This window comes from Methylotuvimicrobium buryatense 5G, assembly GCF_000341735.1.
GTDB lineage: Bacteria > Pseudomonadota > Gammaproteobacteria > Methylococcales > Methylomonadaceae > Methylotuvimicrobium > Methylotuvimicrobium buryatense.
Genome location: NZ_KB455575.1, coordinates 4,367,264 through 4,383,429 on the forward strand (window position 1 = coordinate 4,367,264; position 16,166 = coordinate 4,383,429).

The window sequence follows — 16,166 nt, forward strand, 5'->3', positions numbered from 1 at the left end:
CTCTCACGGAGAGAAGGGTTCCGTATAGAAACTTTTTTAAAGAAGACCCGCTATGAAAGAAAATATTTTTGATGTAATTATGTATCTGTTTGAAAACTATATGGAAGATGAGATTGATATCCTGCCGGATAACGAGTTGATAAAAACAGAGCTGGAAGAAGCGGGATTCGATCAAATCGAAGTGGTCAAGGCTTTTGATTGGCTCGAATCGCTGAGCCTGCAAGGGCAGATTACCCCGACGGTGCCGACCGCGTTTCGTATTTTTTCCAGTCAGGAACAAGATAAACTGGATTTGGAATGCCGTAATTTTCTGATGTTCATTGAACACAGCGGCATCCTATCGCATGCCAACCGGGAAATCGTAATCGATCGTGCGATGGCGTTGGAAAATGAAGAAATTTCATTGGAAAAATTGAAATGGATCGTACTGATGGTGTTGCTCAGTCAGCCCGACGAAGAAATCGCATTCTCAAGAATGGAGGACATTGTCTATGATCTCATCCCGGCTTACTTACACTAATCGTATTTTCCTATCTGAATGAGTAATAACCTCGTTATTGTAGAATCGCCTGCAAAAGCTAAAACCATTGAAAAATATCTCGGCAAGGACTTTCACGTACTAGCTTCTTACGGCCATGTTCGAGACCTGATCCCGAAAGAAGGCGCGGTCGATCCCGAACATGACTTCGCGATGAAATATGAAATCATCGATCGGAATCAGCGCCATGTTCAAGCGATAACAAAAGCCATAAAGCAAGCTCAAGCGCTTTATCTAGCAACCGACCCGGACAGGGAAGGTGAGGCGATCTCCTGGCATTTATACGAATTGCTCAAGGAAAAAAAACTGCTCAAGGATAAACCGGTTCATCGCGTCGTCTTTCATGAGATCACAAAAAAAGCGGTCACCGAGGCGATTGCGCATCCGGCCGAACTGTCGATCGATTTAATTAATGCGCAGCAGGCTCGTCGCGCCCTGGATTACTTGGTAGGATTTAATCTATCGCCGCTTTTGTGGAAAAAAATCCGACGAGGGCTTTCGGCGGGACGCGTGCAAAGCCCCGCGTTGCGCTTGATCGTCGAGCGCGAACTGGAAATCGAAGCGTTCAAGAGCCGGGAATACTGGTCGATCGACGCCGATTTGAGCGCGGATGAACAAGCCTTTAAGGCCAAGTTGACGCAATTCGACGGTGAAAAAGTCGAGCAGTTCACGATCGACAACGAGGAGCGTGCGCTACAGGTCAAGCAAACTTTACTCGATGCTGCCGACGGCAAATTGTTGGTCGCGAAGGTCGAAAAAAAGCAGCGTAAACGTAATCCTGCGCCGCCGTTCATTACTTCGACGTTACAACAAGAAGCCGCGCGTAAACTCGGATTTACGACCAAGCGCACGATGATGGTCGCGCAGCAGTTATACGAAGGCATCGATATCGGCGGCGAGACGGTCGGTTTGATTACTTACATGCGTACCGATTCGGTTAATCTCGCAGCTGAGGCGATCGCCGAAATGCGCGAACTGATCGCCGAAAAATACGGTGCTAAAAATGTGCCGAAGAGCCCGCGCGAGTTCAAGACTAAATCGAAAAACGCTCAAGAAGCGCACGAAGCGATACGTCCGACTTCGGCAAGACGGATTCCGGCCGAGCTGCAAAAATTTTTAAGCCCCGAACAATTCAAGCTTTACGATTTGATTTGGAAACGCACGATCTCGAGCCAAATGATTCATGCGACGATTAACACCGTTGCAGTCGATCTGCATTGTGGCAATGAACGGAATGTGTTTCGGGCAACCGGTTCTACGATCGCCGATCCGGGCTTCATGGCCGTGTACCTGGAAGGCAAGGACGACACTGCCGAAGGCGACGACAAGGAGAATTTTTTACCGTCTCTCGAAGAAGGGCGCCCGGTCCCGCTCAATGATATTATCGCCGGCCAGCATTTTACCGAACCGCCGCCGCGCTACAGCGAGGCCAGTTTGGTCAAGGCGCTCGAAGAATACGGCATTGGCCGACCTTCAACTTATGCATCGATTATCTCGACATTACAAAACCGTGATTATGTCACTTTGGAAAGCAAGCGGTTTTATCCGACTGATGTTGGTCGCATCGTCAATAAGTTTTTGACTGAGCATTTTAATAAATACGTCGATTATGATTTCACCGCGAACCTCGAAGATGAGCTCGATGCGGTGTCACGCGGTGAAAAAGACTGGATTCCATTGATGCGCTCTTTTTGGGTGCCTTTCAATACGCTGATTCATGAAAAAGAAGAAAGCGTGCAGCGCAAGGATGTCACGCAAGAGGCGATTGATGAAAAATGTCCGGAATGCGGCAGCCCTTTGTCGATAAGGCTGGGGCGGAATGGGCGCTTTATTGGTTGTACCAATTACCCGGAATGTTCCTATACGCGCAATTTGAACGAAGACGCCAGTAAATCGTCCGAACCGGAAGTCGTCGAAGGCAGAGTTTGTCCGAAGTGCGAATCGCCGTTGGTGATTAAAACCGGACGTTACGGCAAGTTCATCGGGTGTAGCGGCTATCCTAAATGCAAACACATCGAGCCGCTCGAAAAGCCGGTCGATACCGGTGTCGAGTGCCCGCAATGCAAAAAAGGCAATCTGCTCAAGCGTAAATCCAGAAACGGCAAGATTTTTTATTCCTGTTCAGAGTATCCGAAATGCAGCTATGCAATATGGAATGCCCCGGTTCAGGAAAGTTGCCCGGAATGCAATTGGCCTATTTTGACCCTAAAATCCACCAAGCGCCGGGGTGCCGAAAAAGTGTGCCCGCAAAAGGAATGTAGCTATGCTACGCCATATGAAGGCGATCCCGATGATGTTTTAGGGCCTAAGGGATAGTGCCGCAAAGCATTTCTCGATTACGGATTTGTGTTATACCCATCGTAGATCAAAATTCGGCGCCGAGGTGACCGTCAAAGGACGCCGTGAAAACGTCCATGTAGGCTCTATGCCAGCATCCATGCTGGCAAAGCCTTTGCCGATTACCCCGGCGCTTCCATAGGCTAATGCCGAAATTTGAAGTGTGAAAGGTATAATTCGTGATCGTATTTTCTCATCCCTAATCAGTCCGGGTACTTTCATAGTCCTAAGTGATGAGAGTATCTTCATGATCATTAGGTATGTGGTATGTTTGGCGAAGATGTCGGTAAACATACCCCTGACCTTTTGATTATTATCAAAAAGAAAGCAGCCCGAAGATTAAGGCAAAAAGTATCGAGTTCTTTTTCAACAGACTGCTAGCCAAATTAAACGAACAAATACAATACCAAGATGAGCGAATTACCTAATTGTCCGCAGTGCAACTCTGAATACACTTATATCGATGGAGGCATGTACATTTGTCCGGAGTGCGGGCATGAATGGTCGCAAGACTCGGAGGGCGGCATCGGAAATGAAGGCAGGATGATTAAAGACGCCAACGGCAATGTATTGCAGGATGGCGATACGATTACGGTGATCAAGGATCTCAAGGTAAAAGGCTCGTCCCTTGTCGTTAAAGTCGGCACAAAGGTCAAAAATATCCGGTTGGTCGAAGGCGATCACGATATCGATTGTAAAATCGACGGCATCGGCGCGATGAAATTGAAATCGGAATTTGTAAAAAAGGTTTGATCGAGCTCATGAATCGAAGGTCGGATTAGCGTAAGTCGACATCCTCGCCAAGCACGTTCCTCTCCTCCAGGAAATTAGACGCTTTTTCGATCAGATTAGGAGTAGTTGGTTATGTTTGAATCACGGCTTAAAGCCGCATAATGTAAAGCTAATCGGGCGACCTGGAAAGATTGCAAAAGGCGACAATGGGCTAAATTTTCAGTATGAAGCACTTTGTTTGGAATTTCGAAAAGAACGCTCAGCTGATTGCAGAGCGGGGAATGTCATCCGAACGAGTCGTTCATCAAGGGTGTTTTGGATGTGATCAAACATCCGAACCCTTCAAAATACCCTAACCAGCGCATGTTCATCATAAATATTGAAAATTACGCATATTTGATTCCATTCGTTGAAGATGAAAAACAGATATTTTTGAAAACCATAATCCCAAGTCGTAAAGCTACAAAACAGTATCTTGAGGTGAATAATGGCTAGCAAACTCGATCAAGAAGAGAAAGATCTGCTTGAATCATATGAAAATGATGAATGGGTTTCAGTTATGAATCCATCAGATATTGCAGAATATACAGCAGCAGCAAAAAACACATTCAGAAAAGACAAGCGTGTAAATATACGAATGACGGAAATGGATCTTGAGCTTTTACAAGAAAGGGCATTAATTGAGGGATTGCCTTATCAAGTTCTTGTGTCAAGTATTCTACACAAATATGTAACCGGTCGTTTGGTTGAAAAAGGTGCATAACAAAAGCGTAAACTCGACCGGCGCGCCTTTCGCTACGCTACAGACAAGCCGCATTGGTCACCTGTATTTCTTTGATATTCAAAAAGTCCTCAAGCCCCCCACCAGTATTGTTTGGAAAACGGGGATCAAGTTTTTGATTTATGGATTTTATCGATTTCACTCGCGTTAGAAAATTACGATCCTATAAAGCGCTTATTTTCTTCAGGTTAAAACCGCTATGGAAAAGAGGGCGGATTACTTTTTACGGTTAATGGTAGCCGATAAGAAAAGTAACCAAGCGTCCTTTTCACTATAGAGAGTAGCAAATGTATAAATGTATAGTGAAATAATCGGAAAAGGGTGGGGTAAATGTCAATTGTAAGGCTTGACCCCCATCGTTCTCACTCCCTGGAAAAAATTCAGGGACTCTGTCAGATTTATTGGTACAAATAAAGTCTGAAAAAGTGGCTCAAAATTGTTGGCCATTTCTGGCTCAGTTTAATTGGCCATTAACACAGAAAAGACAAAAGGTATTTTTAAAGGTATTATTAGGGTCTAGATTCATAGCATAACCCCTGCTAAAAACCAGCAAATCGCCGAACACTTCGGGTTACACTTTACTACAGTAGGGCGAATTATCAGAGGTGTAAATTAGACGCTTCTTTTATAGACCTGACCCCGTTCTGCAGCCTCGGCTGGACCGCATGGTTAAGCATGTAGTGACTCAACGAATTCATCTACGGAAATATCAGCCTGTTTTAGAACTCCGCTCAATGTGCCAGTTTTTAGTTCGGCGTGATTTGGCACGACGCAACCCGAGGAACCGCGCCGCATCACGATATGGCTACCACGCTGCCGTGCAACCACGAATCCCAACCGTTGCAAAGCCCTTACAACCTCCGTTCCCGACACGACCGGCAATTTAGGCATGTTCCGGTACTTGAAATGAGGTCAGCAAAGGGCGTCCCTCGACGATAAGAGGAAATTCTTCAAGATAAAGCTCGGTTGCCTCACGCAAATTGGTCAATGCTTCCTCAACGGTTTCCCCTTGTGTAGTTGTGCCGGTTTCCGGATTGAAGGCGATATACCCCCCTTCGGGGGTTGGCGTTAAAACTGCTGAGAGTTCCATAGATTTTCTCCGTTAATGATGCGGGGGGATTAAAGAGCTTAAAGGCAAGAAAAACTTACCTCAATGGCCAAGGTGAATTCGATTATAAATAACTGACGCTATTTTGCTCAATTTTTATATACTTACGCTTTTCAAATTCATGGATAATTGCGTCGATGTCCGCCTCTGAAATGCCACCCTGAAATTGAAACATTGACTTAATTGAATTGGCTAACGCCTTTTTCTTGCTCGGTCGCAATTCAAAAAGCCTTTCAACAACGTATCCGATGGTGTCAATTTCGTCGAACGCCTGTGTTTTAAGATTTTGGAACTCTTAGCAGTAACTTATGATTTTGATCGATTTTGCGGGTTTGCATTCTCTTCTTCCTTTCTTGTCGCCTGTATTAACAATTGAGCAAGGCATAGTTTATCCCTATAACTAAGCTTTTCGCATGCAACAGCTACATCGTATGGCATTTAATTTCTGTTCCCTTATTTGAAGCTCCGTGTTAGCCACCTTTTTTCCAGGCCCAATAATCAAACTCCAATTTTGTGCCGCCAGCGGCCTCACAAAATGCTGCGATCATATATTGGCAATAATGGTAAGTGTTCTCGTTATGAATGTCGCCCATACGCGGTTTGCTGATTGGAAGACAATATCCGTAGCATGCGTTGATCTTTGATATAGTTTGAGAGTCAAGTGCACATGACGCATACTTATTCAATAGCGAAGCGAATTCTCCATTCTGAATTCGATAGCGACTTAACCATTTAATATATAGATCAACAAGTTTATAGCAGTGCGCGATGGATAATTTTCCGCCTTGATCTTTTTTCCATTTCGCATTTAGTGATTTGCACAAGCCTCTATGCCAGCATTGGAATCCAGGCTCAGTAGCGATTTCTTTTAATGGCGTGGCTGTTATGATGGAATCCGTTTTTTTCTTCGCCCATGCCTTGTATATCTCTCCGGGCGGCTCACTCCAGCTCCGATATGCCCTAAAGGTATTACCAGATACTCCGTACAAAGGCGACATTCCGGTGATATCCTCCGTTCCGAGCGCGGCGCGAGTTTTTCTTGCTGATTTGGAAAACTGAGCAAGTAGTGTTTCGCTCATATATTGCCGCATGCTACTTATCTCCATTGGTTAACTGTAATTAGGCATCCTAAAATTATTGGATCAAGTACGGGCTAAGATTCGCTTGAAGCATTACAGCATTCGTACTGAGCAGGCTTATACGGAGTGGATTAAACGCTATATTTTGCATTTTGGCAAGCGCCATCCGCGTGGCTTGGGCGCTAGCGAGGTGGAGCAGTTTTTGACGCATTTGGCGGTCAACGGCAAAGTGGCGGCTTCCAAAAAAACGGGGTTAAGTCTTTGATTTATGGCTTTTGCCGATTTCTTTCGCGTTAGAGAAATGTAATCCAAAAAACCGCCTGTTTCCTTCAGGTCAAAACCTCTAACGCCGGACGGGTTTTGCAACGCCGTCCGTGCTATTGTTTCACTTTTTAAATCGATATCTCTTTGGATACCGAGCGCTAATCTCGGCTCGGGAGTCCATTGCCGCTTTCGTTTAAGAGTATTCAACCTTCGGCTTGCCTTCCGATGATTCGCATGTTCCTATCGAAAACGCTGTTTCGCCGGCTTCCGTCAAAATTCGCAGCGTTGCCGCTTCGTCTTCTTCGGCGACGCAAACGATCATGCCGATGCCGCAATTGAAAGTGGTCAGCATGTCGGCACCGGAAACGTTACCTTGTTGTTGCAGCCAGTCGAAAACTTCCGGGCGTTTCCACGATCCTAATTGGATGTGTGCGGCTGTGTCTTCCGGTAGCACGCGCGGCAGATTTTCGGTGATGCCGCCGCCGGTGATGTGTGCCAGCGCATGAACCGGCACCGATTCGAGCAGTTTCAACAGCGGTTTGACGTAGATGCGGGTCGGTTCCAACAGCGCTTCACCGAGCGTTTTGCCGTGGAAAGGTTCCGATAGCGGCGTGTTGCCGTGCGCTAAAATTTTGCGTATCAGCGAATAGCCGTTCGAATGGGGGCCGCTTGATGCGATGCCGATCAGCTTGTCTCCGGCTTTGACCTTGCTGCCGTCGATGATGTTGCTTTTTTCGACGATGCCGACGCAAAATCCGGCTAAATCGTATTCGCCGTCTGCGTACATGCCGGGCATTTCGGCCGTTTCGCCGCCGACCAACGCGGCTCCGGCCAATTCGCAGCCTTTACCTATACCTTCGACGACTGCGGCTGCCGTGTCGACATCGAGTTTCCCGGTGGCGAAATAATCGAGAAAGAATAAAGGTTCCGCGCCTTGAACAATGATATCGTTGACGCACATCGCGACTAAGTCGATGCCGACCGTGTTATGAATGCCGAGATCGATCGCCAGTTTGAGCTTAGTGCCCACTCCATCGGTCCCGGAAACCAGTATCGGTTGTCGGTAGCGGTCGAGAGGGAGTTCGAACATCGATCCGAAACCGCCGAGTCCTGCTAACACTCCAGGTGTGCGGGTTTTGGCTGCGATCGGTTTGATCCGTTCGACCAATGCATTGCCGGCTTCGATATCCACGCCGGCACTCTTATAATTCAAGCCGTCTTGATTTTGTGCGCTCAATGTGATGTTCTCTATAAAGTAAAAATGTTAATGACCGATATTGTACAAGACATCTTCGGATTTGTGTGAGGGATATGAAGTCACTATTTAGGGTTCTTGCGGTTATCGTTTATTTGTGCGGTTCGAGTGGCTGGGCCGCCGAAGTCAAAGGCTTGTTCGAAACGGAGGTCATTGCGAAAAGCCAGCGGCCGGAAGATATTGAGGTCGCGATCAAGGAGGCGATGACCATTGTCTTGCAACGGGTATTATCCGGCAGCGATGTTCTCGATGACCCCGTTGCCAAGACGGCTTTGGCCCAGGCGCGTTTTTACGTCAAGCAGCACCAATATTCTTTGGTTGAGAAAACGAGCGATGCATCCGGGCAGGCACGAGTCATGAGGGTTTTGTTTGACGAGACGCGGCTATTGAATTTGCTCAGTACCGGGCGATTGGGGATTTGGAGCGAGATTAGGCCGGAAACATTGCTTTGGTTGGTCGTCGACGAACAAGGCAAGCGGCGTTTTTTTAAACCCGAATTGATGCCGTCTTTGGAGCATGCTATCAGCCGTGCCGCGAAACAGCAGGGATTGCCGCTGATTTTTCCTTTGCTTGATCTTGAAGAGCGCGCCCAAATTGCCGTGCATGATGTTCTGAGCGCTTATCCTGAGCAGCTATTGGATATTTCCGGGCGCTACGATGTGGTGTCGATACTGGCGGGCAGGGTGGCCCGGCAAGCCGATTGTTGGCAGGCGGATTGGGCTTTTTATTTCGACGGAGGCGTGCAACAGTGGTCAAATTCTTGCGGCACATTGCATGAAGCGTTGTTGAGCGGTATGCGGGGCGTTTATACGCGCTTGTCTCATTATTATGGCGTTAAGCCGGATATACTTGAGCGAGGCATGATGATGCTCAATATTGCCGGGATTGCCGGTATGAACGATATTACTCGAGTTACACGTCATATAGAATCCCTGCCGATGGTTAAATCGGTGGCTTGGCTCAGTGTTAGAGATGGCTTTAATCGCTATAGAATCAATTATGAAGGTGATTTCAGCGTGTTTCGGCATGCGCTCGGTTCCGGTGGCGTCTTAGAACCGATGGGGTCAGTTGGGGTGGGGTCTGGTGAATTAAGTTCCGACGAATTGAGTTTTAGACTGCTTCCCATGCGTTAAAGCCGTGATATATTCTTGAGAGTTGAATTCAATTTAAAAACTATTTAAGGTTAAGCAAGGATAAAGCTTTTGGATTCGCCAATTACAATAACTATAAATGTGAGAAGGTTATGACGACAAAGAAATTATTGAAAGTTACTATTTTTACGATCGCCGCATCACTGACTAATGGGGCTTTTGCTTACACTGACGATAATGACAAGCCAATTTGCAAAACACCAAAATTTAGGGACTTTAATCTGCCGGTTTATAGTGCGGAAAATAAAACCGAGGTCGCGCCCGAATCCGAGTTGGTGTTTACGATTTCCAATTGGATAGCGCCTGACACTATTCGAGTAACGGCAAAAGATATTCCACTGGAGTTGGATGTCGAAAATAAAAACAGTTTTTTTAGAGTCAGTGCAAAATTACCGGCTTCATTGAACGGAAAATTCGCCCGAATCAACGCAAGAGCCGATGCCGTTCTTGGCTGCAAAGGCGCGGAAGGATGGTTGATTAAGATTGCCGATAGTCCTCAAATTTTGGCCTCCGAGCCCGAAGAAGCCGACGAAAATGTTGGTAAGGCTACCGGGCAAGCCGTCGACAAAGTTGAAGAAGAGAAAGCCGAGGTGGTAATCGAGAAAGCGGGCGAGTAACCCTCAGGTCGTTGCGTTGGCTAATAAAGGATCTTATCGGGTTTAGCGTTCCATAGTTCAAAAGGCTTGAGATCGTTGCCTTGTTTGAGGTTTAGCATGGCGATGCTTCTTTCGTCCGGCGGTAGCGGAATTTCATCATAAATGAAGCTGTCGTCGAATCCGGCCGCTGCCGCGTCTTCTCGGCTACAGGCGTAATAAACCTTGTCGAGTCGGGCCCAATAGATCGCTCCCAGGCACATTGGACACGGTTCGCAGCTGGTGTACAAGGTACAGCCTGTCAACTGATAGTCGTTCAAGGTTTGGCAGGCCATGCGAATGGCCATGACTTCGGCATGAGCCGTCGGGTCGAGTCGGCCGGTGACTTGGTTGCCGCTGGCGGCAATAATTTTACCTTCTTTGACGATCAATGCGCCGTAAGGGCCGCCTTGTCCGGATTCGACGTTTTCGGCAGCGAGATCGATCGCTTGTTGTAAATAGTCCGAGTGCGTGTTCATAAACCTAAAGGGTTGTTGGGATCGATGCCCGGCATAAACGGAATACGCCGGTCCTGATCGGTGATCTGATAAATTTTTCCGAGCCAGTTGTTAAAGACCGCTCGAGCCGTATCCCGCCAAGTATTGTCGATGTAATCCAGTACGGCGGCTTCCGGAAAAGGTTCGATCGGTTTATTGCCGCGCCGCGCCGCTATGACGTGGTCTCGGTAGTCCATGAAAATATGCTGGACTTTGGGGCTGAAATAATGCTCCGGAAAAGGCGGATAGTCGTCTATTTGACCGTAATAATAACGCGTCACTTCGCGCTTGTATTCTTTCAACAGGCTGATGTCGTCGTACTCCGGGTGGCCTTGGAAGAATACGATTCGGAAACCGTCCGGGCTAACCGCCAGATGTACGCCTGCTTCCTTGCTCGCGACCAATACTTTCAAGCCTTTTTGTTCGATGTCTTCGCGAAAGATTTCGTTAAAGCGCGAATGCGGGACATCGAAGCGGGTATTGATTTCCGAGACTAAGGGATGCTTGCGATCCAAGACTTTATGCGGAAACACGCCCCAGCGTTTGGCGGGCAAACGGGTTCTTTCAATACCGTAGCAAAACTGTATGACGGCGTGCGTTGCCAGGCACGAACATAAAATGGACGGAACGTTCTGTTTTGCCCATAAGAACACTTCGGTCAACGGTTGCCAAAAATCTTCCTGGTCTAGTTTCGGTTGCGTGACATTGGCGCCGCTGATGATCAAGGCGTCCAGTCCGTCGCGCTTGATGGTTTCGAACGATTCGTAATAACGCTCTATGTGTGCTTTTGCTTCCGGGCCTCGGGGTAATCCGTCGACGGTAAACGGGTGGACATGAAACTGCGTGATTTGGTTACATGCGCCGACCAGTCGGAAAAATTGGCGTTCGGTGGCTTCAAGCGCGGCATCCGGCATCATATTCAGCAAACCGATATGCATTTCTCGAATATCTTGGTGACGGGCGCGCTCCGGGTTTAAAATTTCTTCGCCTTCTTCACGCAGACGCTGGAATGTCGGTAAATCGGTGTGTGCGACTAAGGGCATTAATCCTAACCTTATTTAAGCCTGTTGTTCGGCGATCGCATCCGCGATCAGGCGAATGAAATCGTCTTCGTTATTGACTTGTGCGGCATCGTTGGCGTCGATAGTGTAGCCGTACTGCCGGGCTATCGCTTCATAACGAGGTAAGCGCGACTTGAATAATTCCGGGAAGACCCAGGTGACGAATTCGTCGGGCGGAATCATTTCCGGGGCCGAATAGTTTTGTTTGGTCATAAATTCGGCCAATTTTTCATCCAAAAAGGCTTCACGGTAATAAAGCGGTTTCGGGTCGGTTTTGGCACGCTCGATAATAGTTTTTTCGAGATCCGGCGGAATCTTGATATAGAGAATTAGCGTGTGCCTAGCGAGCGTTTCCAGTACCGCCTGGTCGTCCAGTTCGCATACGCTGCCGCCTGCATCGTTAATGAAGTGTTTGTATCCGTAGATGTCCTCGGATTTTTTTATGAAATCGGGAACATCGAGCATTGCAGCGATTTCGGCTTCATGATGCAATTTTTGGCGTCGTTTGAATTCTTTTAATGACAATCCGCCCAGTTCGGGGTTACCGATTTTACCGAGAAAACTCGATACCGGAGTCAGGTTATCGACGGTAACGTTGTTGCATATATAGATAGAGTCGGATAGCAGTAACTCTCGCAAAAATGGCACGTCCATCGCTCGGCGCTTGATGTTGTCCAGGATCGGTTCATCCAGATACTTGGTGCCGATCCGGTAATCGCCGGAGTAATGAAACCATTTTTGTTTAGGTAGCTTATTGGCCAGCGTGGTTTTACCCGCGCCCGACATGGCCATTAGTGTAATGCTTTTGGATTCCCAATCCAGGAATTCCGGTGCACTCATTTTCATGCGAAGTGTTTCCGTTAATCGATGTAATCGTCAAAGTTTAAATCGTCCATGTTGCGCCGATGTTCGTCCGGATCGCTATAACCGAGATCTTCGTCGTCCAGTTCGAACGGTGCGCTCCAATCCTCGGGTTCCTCAATATAATCGAAGGTTGAATTATACCAACTGTCGTTGTCGTATTCGCCAATCTCTCCGTTCAAATATTGTACTTCGATTGAATCGTCGCTTTCATCGATCGTAATGACTTTGAACGTTAAATTATTCTCGACATCTTTGTACCATCTGTCGATGACGGGGTCTGCTATTGTAGTCATGTTAAGATCCTCATATAAGTTAGAGTATTCCGTATAAATCATCATAACCTGATTGACAGAATGTTATCGGCTGGTTGTTTAACCGGCAAGCGTTCGCAAGCCGACCGATTGTGAAATATATTGCTCGCTCCTACCATCCAAACTAGCTGAAATTACCAGTAAAGAAAAGAAGTTTTTTAACGGTCGTGGCGAATTAATAAATTCATGGTTTTGTGAGTAGTAGCGATGTATTTTTTGGTGTGGAGGTTTGCTGAAGACGGCTTTATTTGGTCGGTTGGCAACGGTAGTTTGTGGATGAATTACAGAGCTTTGGTTTTACCCGCTGGGCTGATCAGGTCTCAGCTTAATTTACGAGGCTTTTTCAAGCGGTACAATGCCGAAATGTCCTCGTTACCGAAGCCTTGATCCATTAACTGTGCGTAATTGAGCAATGTCATTTCGGCCAGTGGAATAGGCGTGTCGGCGTTTTCGGCCATTGCGCGGCAGATTTCCAAATCCTTGTGATGTAATGCCAATTTGAAGCCCGGTGCGAACGTACCCTGCATCATTGTCGGTCCTCTATGTTCGAGAAACCAATTGCCGGCTGCGCCCCCCGAGACGACTTCGATGACTTTGTCCATCGGCAGGCCTTGCGCTTCGCCGAATGCGAGCGCTTCGGTCACGGCTTGGTTGATGCCGGCGGCCATAATTTGATTGACCGCCTTCGTGGCCTGACCGCTACCGACCGGTCCCATGTGCAGAATGCGCGTTGCCATCGAGGCAAGTATCGGCCGGATTTTTTCTAAAGTTTCGCTACTCCCGCCTACCATCATCGCCAAGGTGCCTTTTTTCGCGCCTTCGACGCCGCCCGAGACCGGAGCATCTAGGAATTGCACTTGCTTTTCGGAGAGTATTTCGGCGGCTTTTTTTGCTGTCGAGCTGCTGATCGTCGACATGTCGACGACGATCGCGCCCGGTTTAATCGTCTGCGCGACGGCATCAACCATTTCTAGCACGTCTTCGTCGCGTGAGACGCAAATCAAAATGACCTCGCACGCGGCGGCGAGTTCGGACGGTGTGTCGAATACAGCGACATCGAGTTCGTTGGCCAACGCTTGCGTTTTATCGGCAGTGCGGTTATAGACGCCGGTCAAAAAGCCTGCCTTCGCGAGATTTCTCGCCATGCCAGCGCCCATGGCGCCGAGTCCGATGAGTCCTGTTTTCATCTTAATTATCCCGATCGAATTTTGTGAAATAGTTGTCGATATCGAGAGCGCCATGAAACACGCCCAAAATTTCGATTCGTGTCGTTGATTTCAGTAAGTAAGCGATTCGATAATGTCCGTAAAGCAATACTCTGATATCGCCTTCGTTTTCGGATCGATATTGATAGCCGATTTCAGGAAAGTCCTTGAGCAATTGAACCTTGTTGTAAATACCAGAAACAACTTTGCGGGCAGCGGTAGGGCTATCTTCTGAAATGTAAGTGAAGATTTCTTGAAGCCAACGCAAGGCCTCTTCGGTCCATACTATTTCCACCATGAATGAATGCGTGCTTTTAGCTCTTCGTCTTTGATAATGCGTCCTAGACGAGAGTCTTCCATGCCACGCTCAATCATGCGTTCAAAGGCTAGTTCCCGCATAATTTCATCATAGCTGGCATCGTCCGGTTGCGATTCGATCACTTCGACGATTTTCTCTTTAACATTAGACATGACAGGATCCTGGTATTTATGAAATTAGAATTATTTTTCTAAATAAGTATAAGCCCGAAGTCCCGCTTCGAGTTCTTTTTCATATTCGTAGCGCTCCAATTCGCCGATACCGCTTTGCGTTAGCTTGTTACGATAGGCTTCTTTTAATTCTTCAGGATTGATATGGACATAATCCAATAAATCGGAGACATGCTCGCCTTCCTGTAAGTCGGAAAAATGGTAGCCGTCGGCGTCGAGTTCGATATTGATCGAATGCGTGTCGCCGAAGAGATTGTGCATGTCGCCGAGAATTTCCTGATAGGCCCCGACCATGAAAAATCCGATCAGATAAGGTTCGTTCAAGTCGATTTTATGCAGCGGCATCGTGTTTTCGATATTCGGTCCGTCGACATAATGATCGATGCGTCCGTCCGAATCGCAGGTCAAATCTTGCAGCACCGCGCGCCGGGAAGGGCACTCGTCGAGCCGGTGAATCGGCATGATAGGAAAAATCTGATCGATGCCCCAGATGTCCGGCAACGATTGAAACAGCGAAAAATTGCAAAATACCTTGTCGGCCAACTTTTCGTTTAGTTCCTGCAAGATCGCCGCTTCGCTGTGGTTGTTGGGATTCAGATGCGCCTTGATTTGCCGAAACAGTTGTACGTATTCGCTTTCGGCTTCGGCGAGTTCGACAAGTCCGTGTTTGCCTTGCACGAAGGCATTTCTCGCTTCGTTCAGATTAAATTGGGCGTCGTGATATTGTTCGGCGATGTTGTGCGATGAGAATGGCGAGTCGCATTTGTCGAGTTCGGTATCGAGCGATTCGATATCGGTGACGTTGCTGATCAAGACCGCATGATGCGCGGTCAGTGCGCGTCCCGATTCGGTGATGATGTGCGGGTGTAGCAGGCCGTGCTCGGCGCAGCTTTCGGCGAAGCTGCGCACGATGTTTTGCGCGTATTCGTCGACGCTGTAATTGATCGAGCAGTCGCGGCGCGAACGGCTGCCGTCGTAATCGACGCCGAGACCGCCGCCGGCATCGACGGTATCGATTTTGGCGCCGAGCTTGTGCAATTCGGCATAGAACTGTCCGGCTTCTTTTAGCGCGGTCTTAATGTCGTGAATGTTTGCGATCTGCGAACCCATGTGAAAATGCATTAATTTCAAGGTGTCCAGCAGACCTTTGTTGCCGAGCCGTTCGACCAATTGCAGCACTTCGCCGGCATGGAAACCGAACTTGGACTTCTCACCGCCGCTGTTTTGCCATTTGCCGGTACTAATGCTCGATAGCCGTACGCGCACGCCGAGCAGGGGCTTGATGCCAAGTTTTTGCGATTCATCGAGTATCAATTCCAGCTCGGAAGGCTTTTCGATCACGATGTAGACCGTAAGGCCCATGCGCAAACCGATCAGCGCGAGACGGATGTAAGCTCTGTCCTTATAGCCGTTGCAGACGATCAGGCCGGGCGATAAGGCCAGGATCGCCAGCAGTTCCGGTTTGCTGCCGGCTTCGAGACCGACCTGTTTGCCGGCCACGATGCCTTCGATCACTTTACGCTGCTGGTTGACCTTGATCGGGTAGACCGGCGTGTAAGTGCCTCGGTAATCGTTCGTAGCGCAGGCTTTGCCGAACGCGTCATGCAATTGTTTGACGCGATTTTTCAGGATGTCGGTAAAACGCACCAGCACCGGCAGCGACAGGTTTTTATCTTTCAAGGTCTGCGCGATTTCGTACAAGTCCAGTTCGGCGTTCTTGTCGGGATCCGGCTTGACCGAGACCCGGCCGGCCGCGTTGATCGAAAAAAAACCGTCGCCCCAGTTGGCGATGCCGTAAGTTTGCGCCGATTGTTCGATGGTCCAGGATGGTTCAGGCTTGAATTGCACTCGGGTTTTCCTTG

19 protein-coding genes are annotated in these 16,166 nt (G+C 48.1%); 7 read left to right on the plus strand and 12 right to left on the minus strand.

The genetic code is table 11. The features are described 5' to 3' along the window. The first annotated feature begins 52 nt into the window (after positions 1–52). The 4 genes from METBU_RS0119585 (at position 53) to METBU_RS0119610 (ending at position 4,370) form a co-directional block, all read left to right on the plus strand. Complete coding sequence (locus METBU_RS0119585; RefSeq protein ID WP_017842228.1) at positions 53–520, plus strand: Smg family protein; 468 nt, start codon at positions 53–55, stop codon at positions 518–520. An 18-nt stretch (positions 521–538) separates the two neighbouring features. After that, complete coding sequence (gene topA, locus METBU_RS0119590; RefSeq protein WP_017842229.1) at positions 539–2,854, plus strand: type I DNA topoisomerase; 2,316 nt, start codon at positions 539–541, stop codon at positions 2,852–2,854. Between the two features lie 432 nt (positions 2,855–3,286). Beyond that, the gene (locus METBU_RS0119600; RefSeq protein ID WP_026130337.1) at positions 3,287–3,628 is read left to right on the plus strand and encodes a zinc ribbon domain-containing protein YjdM; all 342 of its coding nucleotides are present in this window, start codon (positions 3,287–3,289) and stop codon (positions 3,626–3,628) included. Positions 3,629–4,094: 466 nt separating this feature from the next. Continuing rightward, a complete protein-coding gene (locus METBU_RS0119610) occupies positions 4,095–4,370 on the plus strand; it encodes a hypothetical protein (protein WP_017842232.1) in 276 nt (91 codons plus the stop codon). Between the two features lie 687 nt (positions 4,371–5,057). Here METBU_RS0119610 and METBU_RS26815 read toward each other — a convergent pair. The 3 genes from METBU_RS26815 to METBU_RS0119625 all read right to left on the minus strand — a co-directional run bounded on the left by METBU_RS26815 (position 5,058) and on the right by METBU_RS0119625 (position 6,575). Then, positions 5,058–5,279 (minus strand): type II toxin-antitoxin system HicA family toxin, encoded by a 222-nt coding sequence (locus METBU_RS26815; RefSeq protein ID WP_083877797.1) that lies wholly within the window; start codon positions 5,277–5,279, stop codon positions 5,058–5,060. Further along, complete coding sequence (locus METBU_RS0119615; protein WP_017842233.1) at positions 5,272–5,478, minus strand: hypothetical protein; 207 nt, start codon at positions 5,476–5,478, stop codon at positions 5,272–5,274. The genes METBU_RS26815 and METBU_RS0119615 overlap by 8 nt, the downstream gene beginning before the upstream one ends. Before the next feature lie 488 nt (positions 5,479–5,966). Further along, positions 5,967–6,575: a hypothetical protein gene (locus METBU_RS0119625; RefSeq protein WP_138767211.1), complete on the minus strand. Its 609-nt coding sequence runs from the start codon at positions 6,573–6,575 to the stop codon at positions 5,967–5,969. 58 nt (positions 6,576–6,633) lie between these two features. On the opposite strand from METBU_RS0119625, the gene METBU_RS0119630 reads away from it, so the two are divergent. Continuing rightward, on the plus strand, positions 6,634–6,840 hold the full coding sequence (locus tag METBU_RS0119630; protein WP_017842236.1) for a phage integrase N-terminal SAM-like domain-containing protein: 207 nt from the start codon (positions 6,634–6,636) through the stop codon (positions 6,838–6,840). Positions 6,841–7,032: 192 nt separating this feature from the next. Here METBU_RS0119630 and purM read toward each other — a convergent pair whose 3' ends face one another. Continuing rightward, positions 7,033–8,076 carry a phosphoribosylformylglycinamidine cyclo-ligase gene (gene purM / locus METBU_RS0119635; protein WP_017842237.1) on the minus strand — a complete coding sequence of 348 codons (1,044 nt, stop codon included), beginning with the start codon at positions 8,074–8,076 and terminating at the stop codon, positions 7,033–7,035. Positions 8,077–8,150: 74 nt separating this feature from the next. Here purM and METBU_RS24795 point away from each other — a divergent pair, with 74 nt between their 5' ends. Then, positions 8,151–9,227, plus strand: a complete 1,077-nt coding sequence (locus METBU_RS24795) for a DUF2066 domain-containing protein (protein ID WP_017842238.1) — start codon at positions 8,151–8,153, stop codon at positions 9,225–9,227. A gap of 110 nt (positions 9,228–9,337) precedes the next feature. Next, positions 9,338–9,862, plus strand: coding sequence for a hypothetical protein (locus METBU_RS24800; RefSeq protein ID WP_017842239.1), 525 nt, complete (start codon positions 9,338–9,340; stop codon positions 9,860–9,862). Positions 9,863–9,882: 20 nt separating this feature from the next. Here the strand turns inward: METBU_RS24800 and METBU_RS0119650 are convergent, their stop codons facing one another. The 8 genes from METBU_RS0119650 to speA all read right to left on the minus strand — a co-directional run bounded on the left by METBU_RS0119650 (position 9,883) and on the right by speA (position 16,152). Beyond that, positions 9,883–10,356, minus strand: a complete 474-nt coding sequence (locus METBU_RS0119650) for a nucleoside deaminase (RefSeq protein ID WP_017842240.1) — start codon at positions 10,354–10,356, stop codon at positions 9,883–9,885. Continuing rightward, positions 10,353–11,417 carry a homoserine O-succinyltransferase MetA gene (gene metA, locus METBU_RS0119655; protein ID WP_017842241.1) on the minus strand — a complete coding sequence of 355 codons (1,065 nt, stop codon included), beginning with the start codon at positions 11,415–11,417 and terminating at the stop codon, positions 10,353–10,355. The genes METBU_RS0119650 and metA overlap by 4 nt, the downstream gene beginning before the upstream one ends. Positions 11,418–11,432: 15 nt before the next feature. Further along, entirely contained in the window at positions 11,433–12,281 is an 849-nt protein-coding gene (locus METBU_RS0119660) for a hypothetical protein (RefSeq protein WP_017842242.1), read from the minus strand. A gap of 14 nt (positions 12,282–12,295) precedes the next feature. Next, positions 12,296–12,592 (minus strand): DUF6763 family protein, encoded by a 297-nt coding sequence (locus tag METBU_RS0119665; RefSeq protein WP_017842243.1) that lies wholly within the window; start codon positions 12,590–12,592, stop codon positions 12,296–12,298. A gap of 338 nt (positions 12,593–12,930) precedes the next feature. Beyond that, positions 12,931–13,797, minus strand: a complete 867-nt coding sequence (locus METBU_RS0119670) for an NAD(P)-dependent oxidoreductase (protein WP_017842244.1) — start codon at positions 13,795–13,797, stop codon at positions 12,931–12,933. Between the two features lies 1 nt (position 13,798). Beyond that, positions 13,799–14,113 carry a type II toxin-antitoxin system RelE/ParE family toxin gene (locus tag METBU_RS0119675; RefSeq protein WP_017842245.1) on the minus strand — a complete coding sequence of 105 codons (315 nt, stop codon included), beginning with the start codon at positions 14,111–14,113 and terminating at the stop codon, positions 13,799–13,801. Then, positions 14,101–14,286 carry a hypothetical protein gene (locus tag METBU_RS0119680; RefSeq protein WP_017842246.1) on the minus strand — a complete coding sequence of 62 codons (186 nt, stop codon included), beginning with the start codon at positions 14,284–14,286 and terminating at the stop codon, positions 14,101–14,103. Before METBU_RS0119680 ends, METBU_RS0119675 begins: the two co-directional genes overlap by 13 nt. 30 nt (positions 14,287–14,316) lie before the next feature. After that, positions 14,317–16,152 carry a biosynthetic arginine decarboxylase gene (gene speA, locus METBU_RS0119685; RefSeq protein ID WP_017842247.1) on the minus strand — a complete coding sequence of 612 codons (1,836 nt, stop codon included), beginning with the start codon at positions 16,150–16,152 and terminating at the stop codon, positions 14,317–14,319. Positions 16,153–16,166 lie beyond the last annotated feature (14 nt).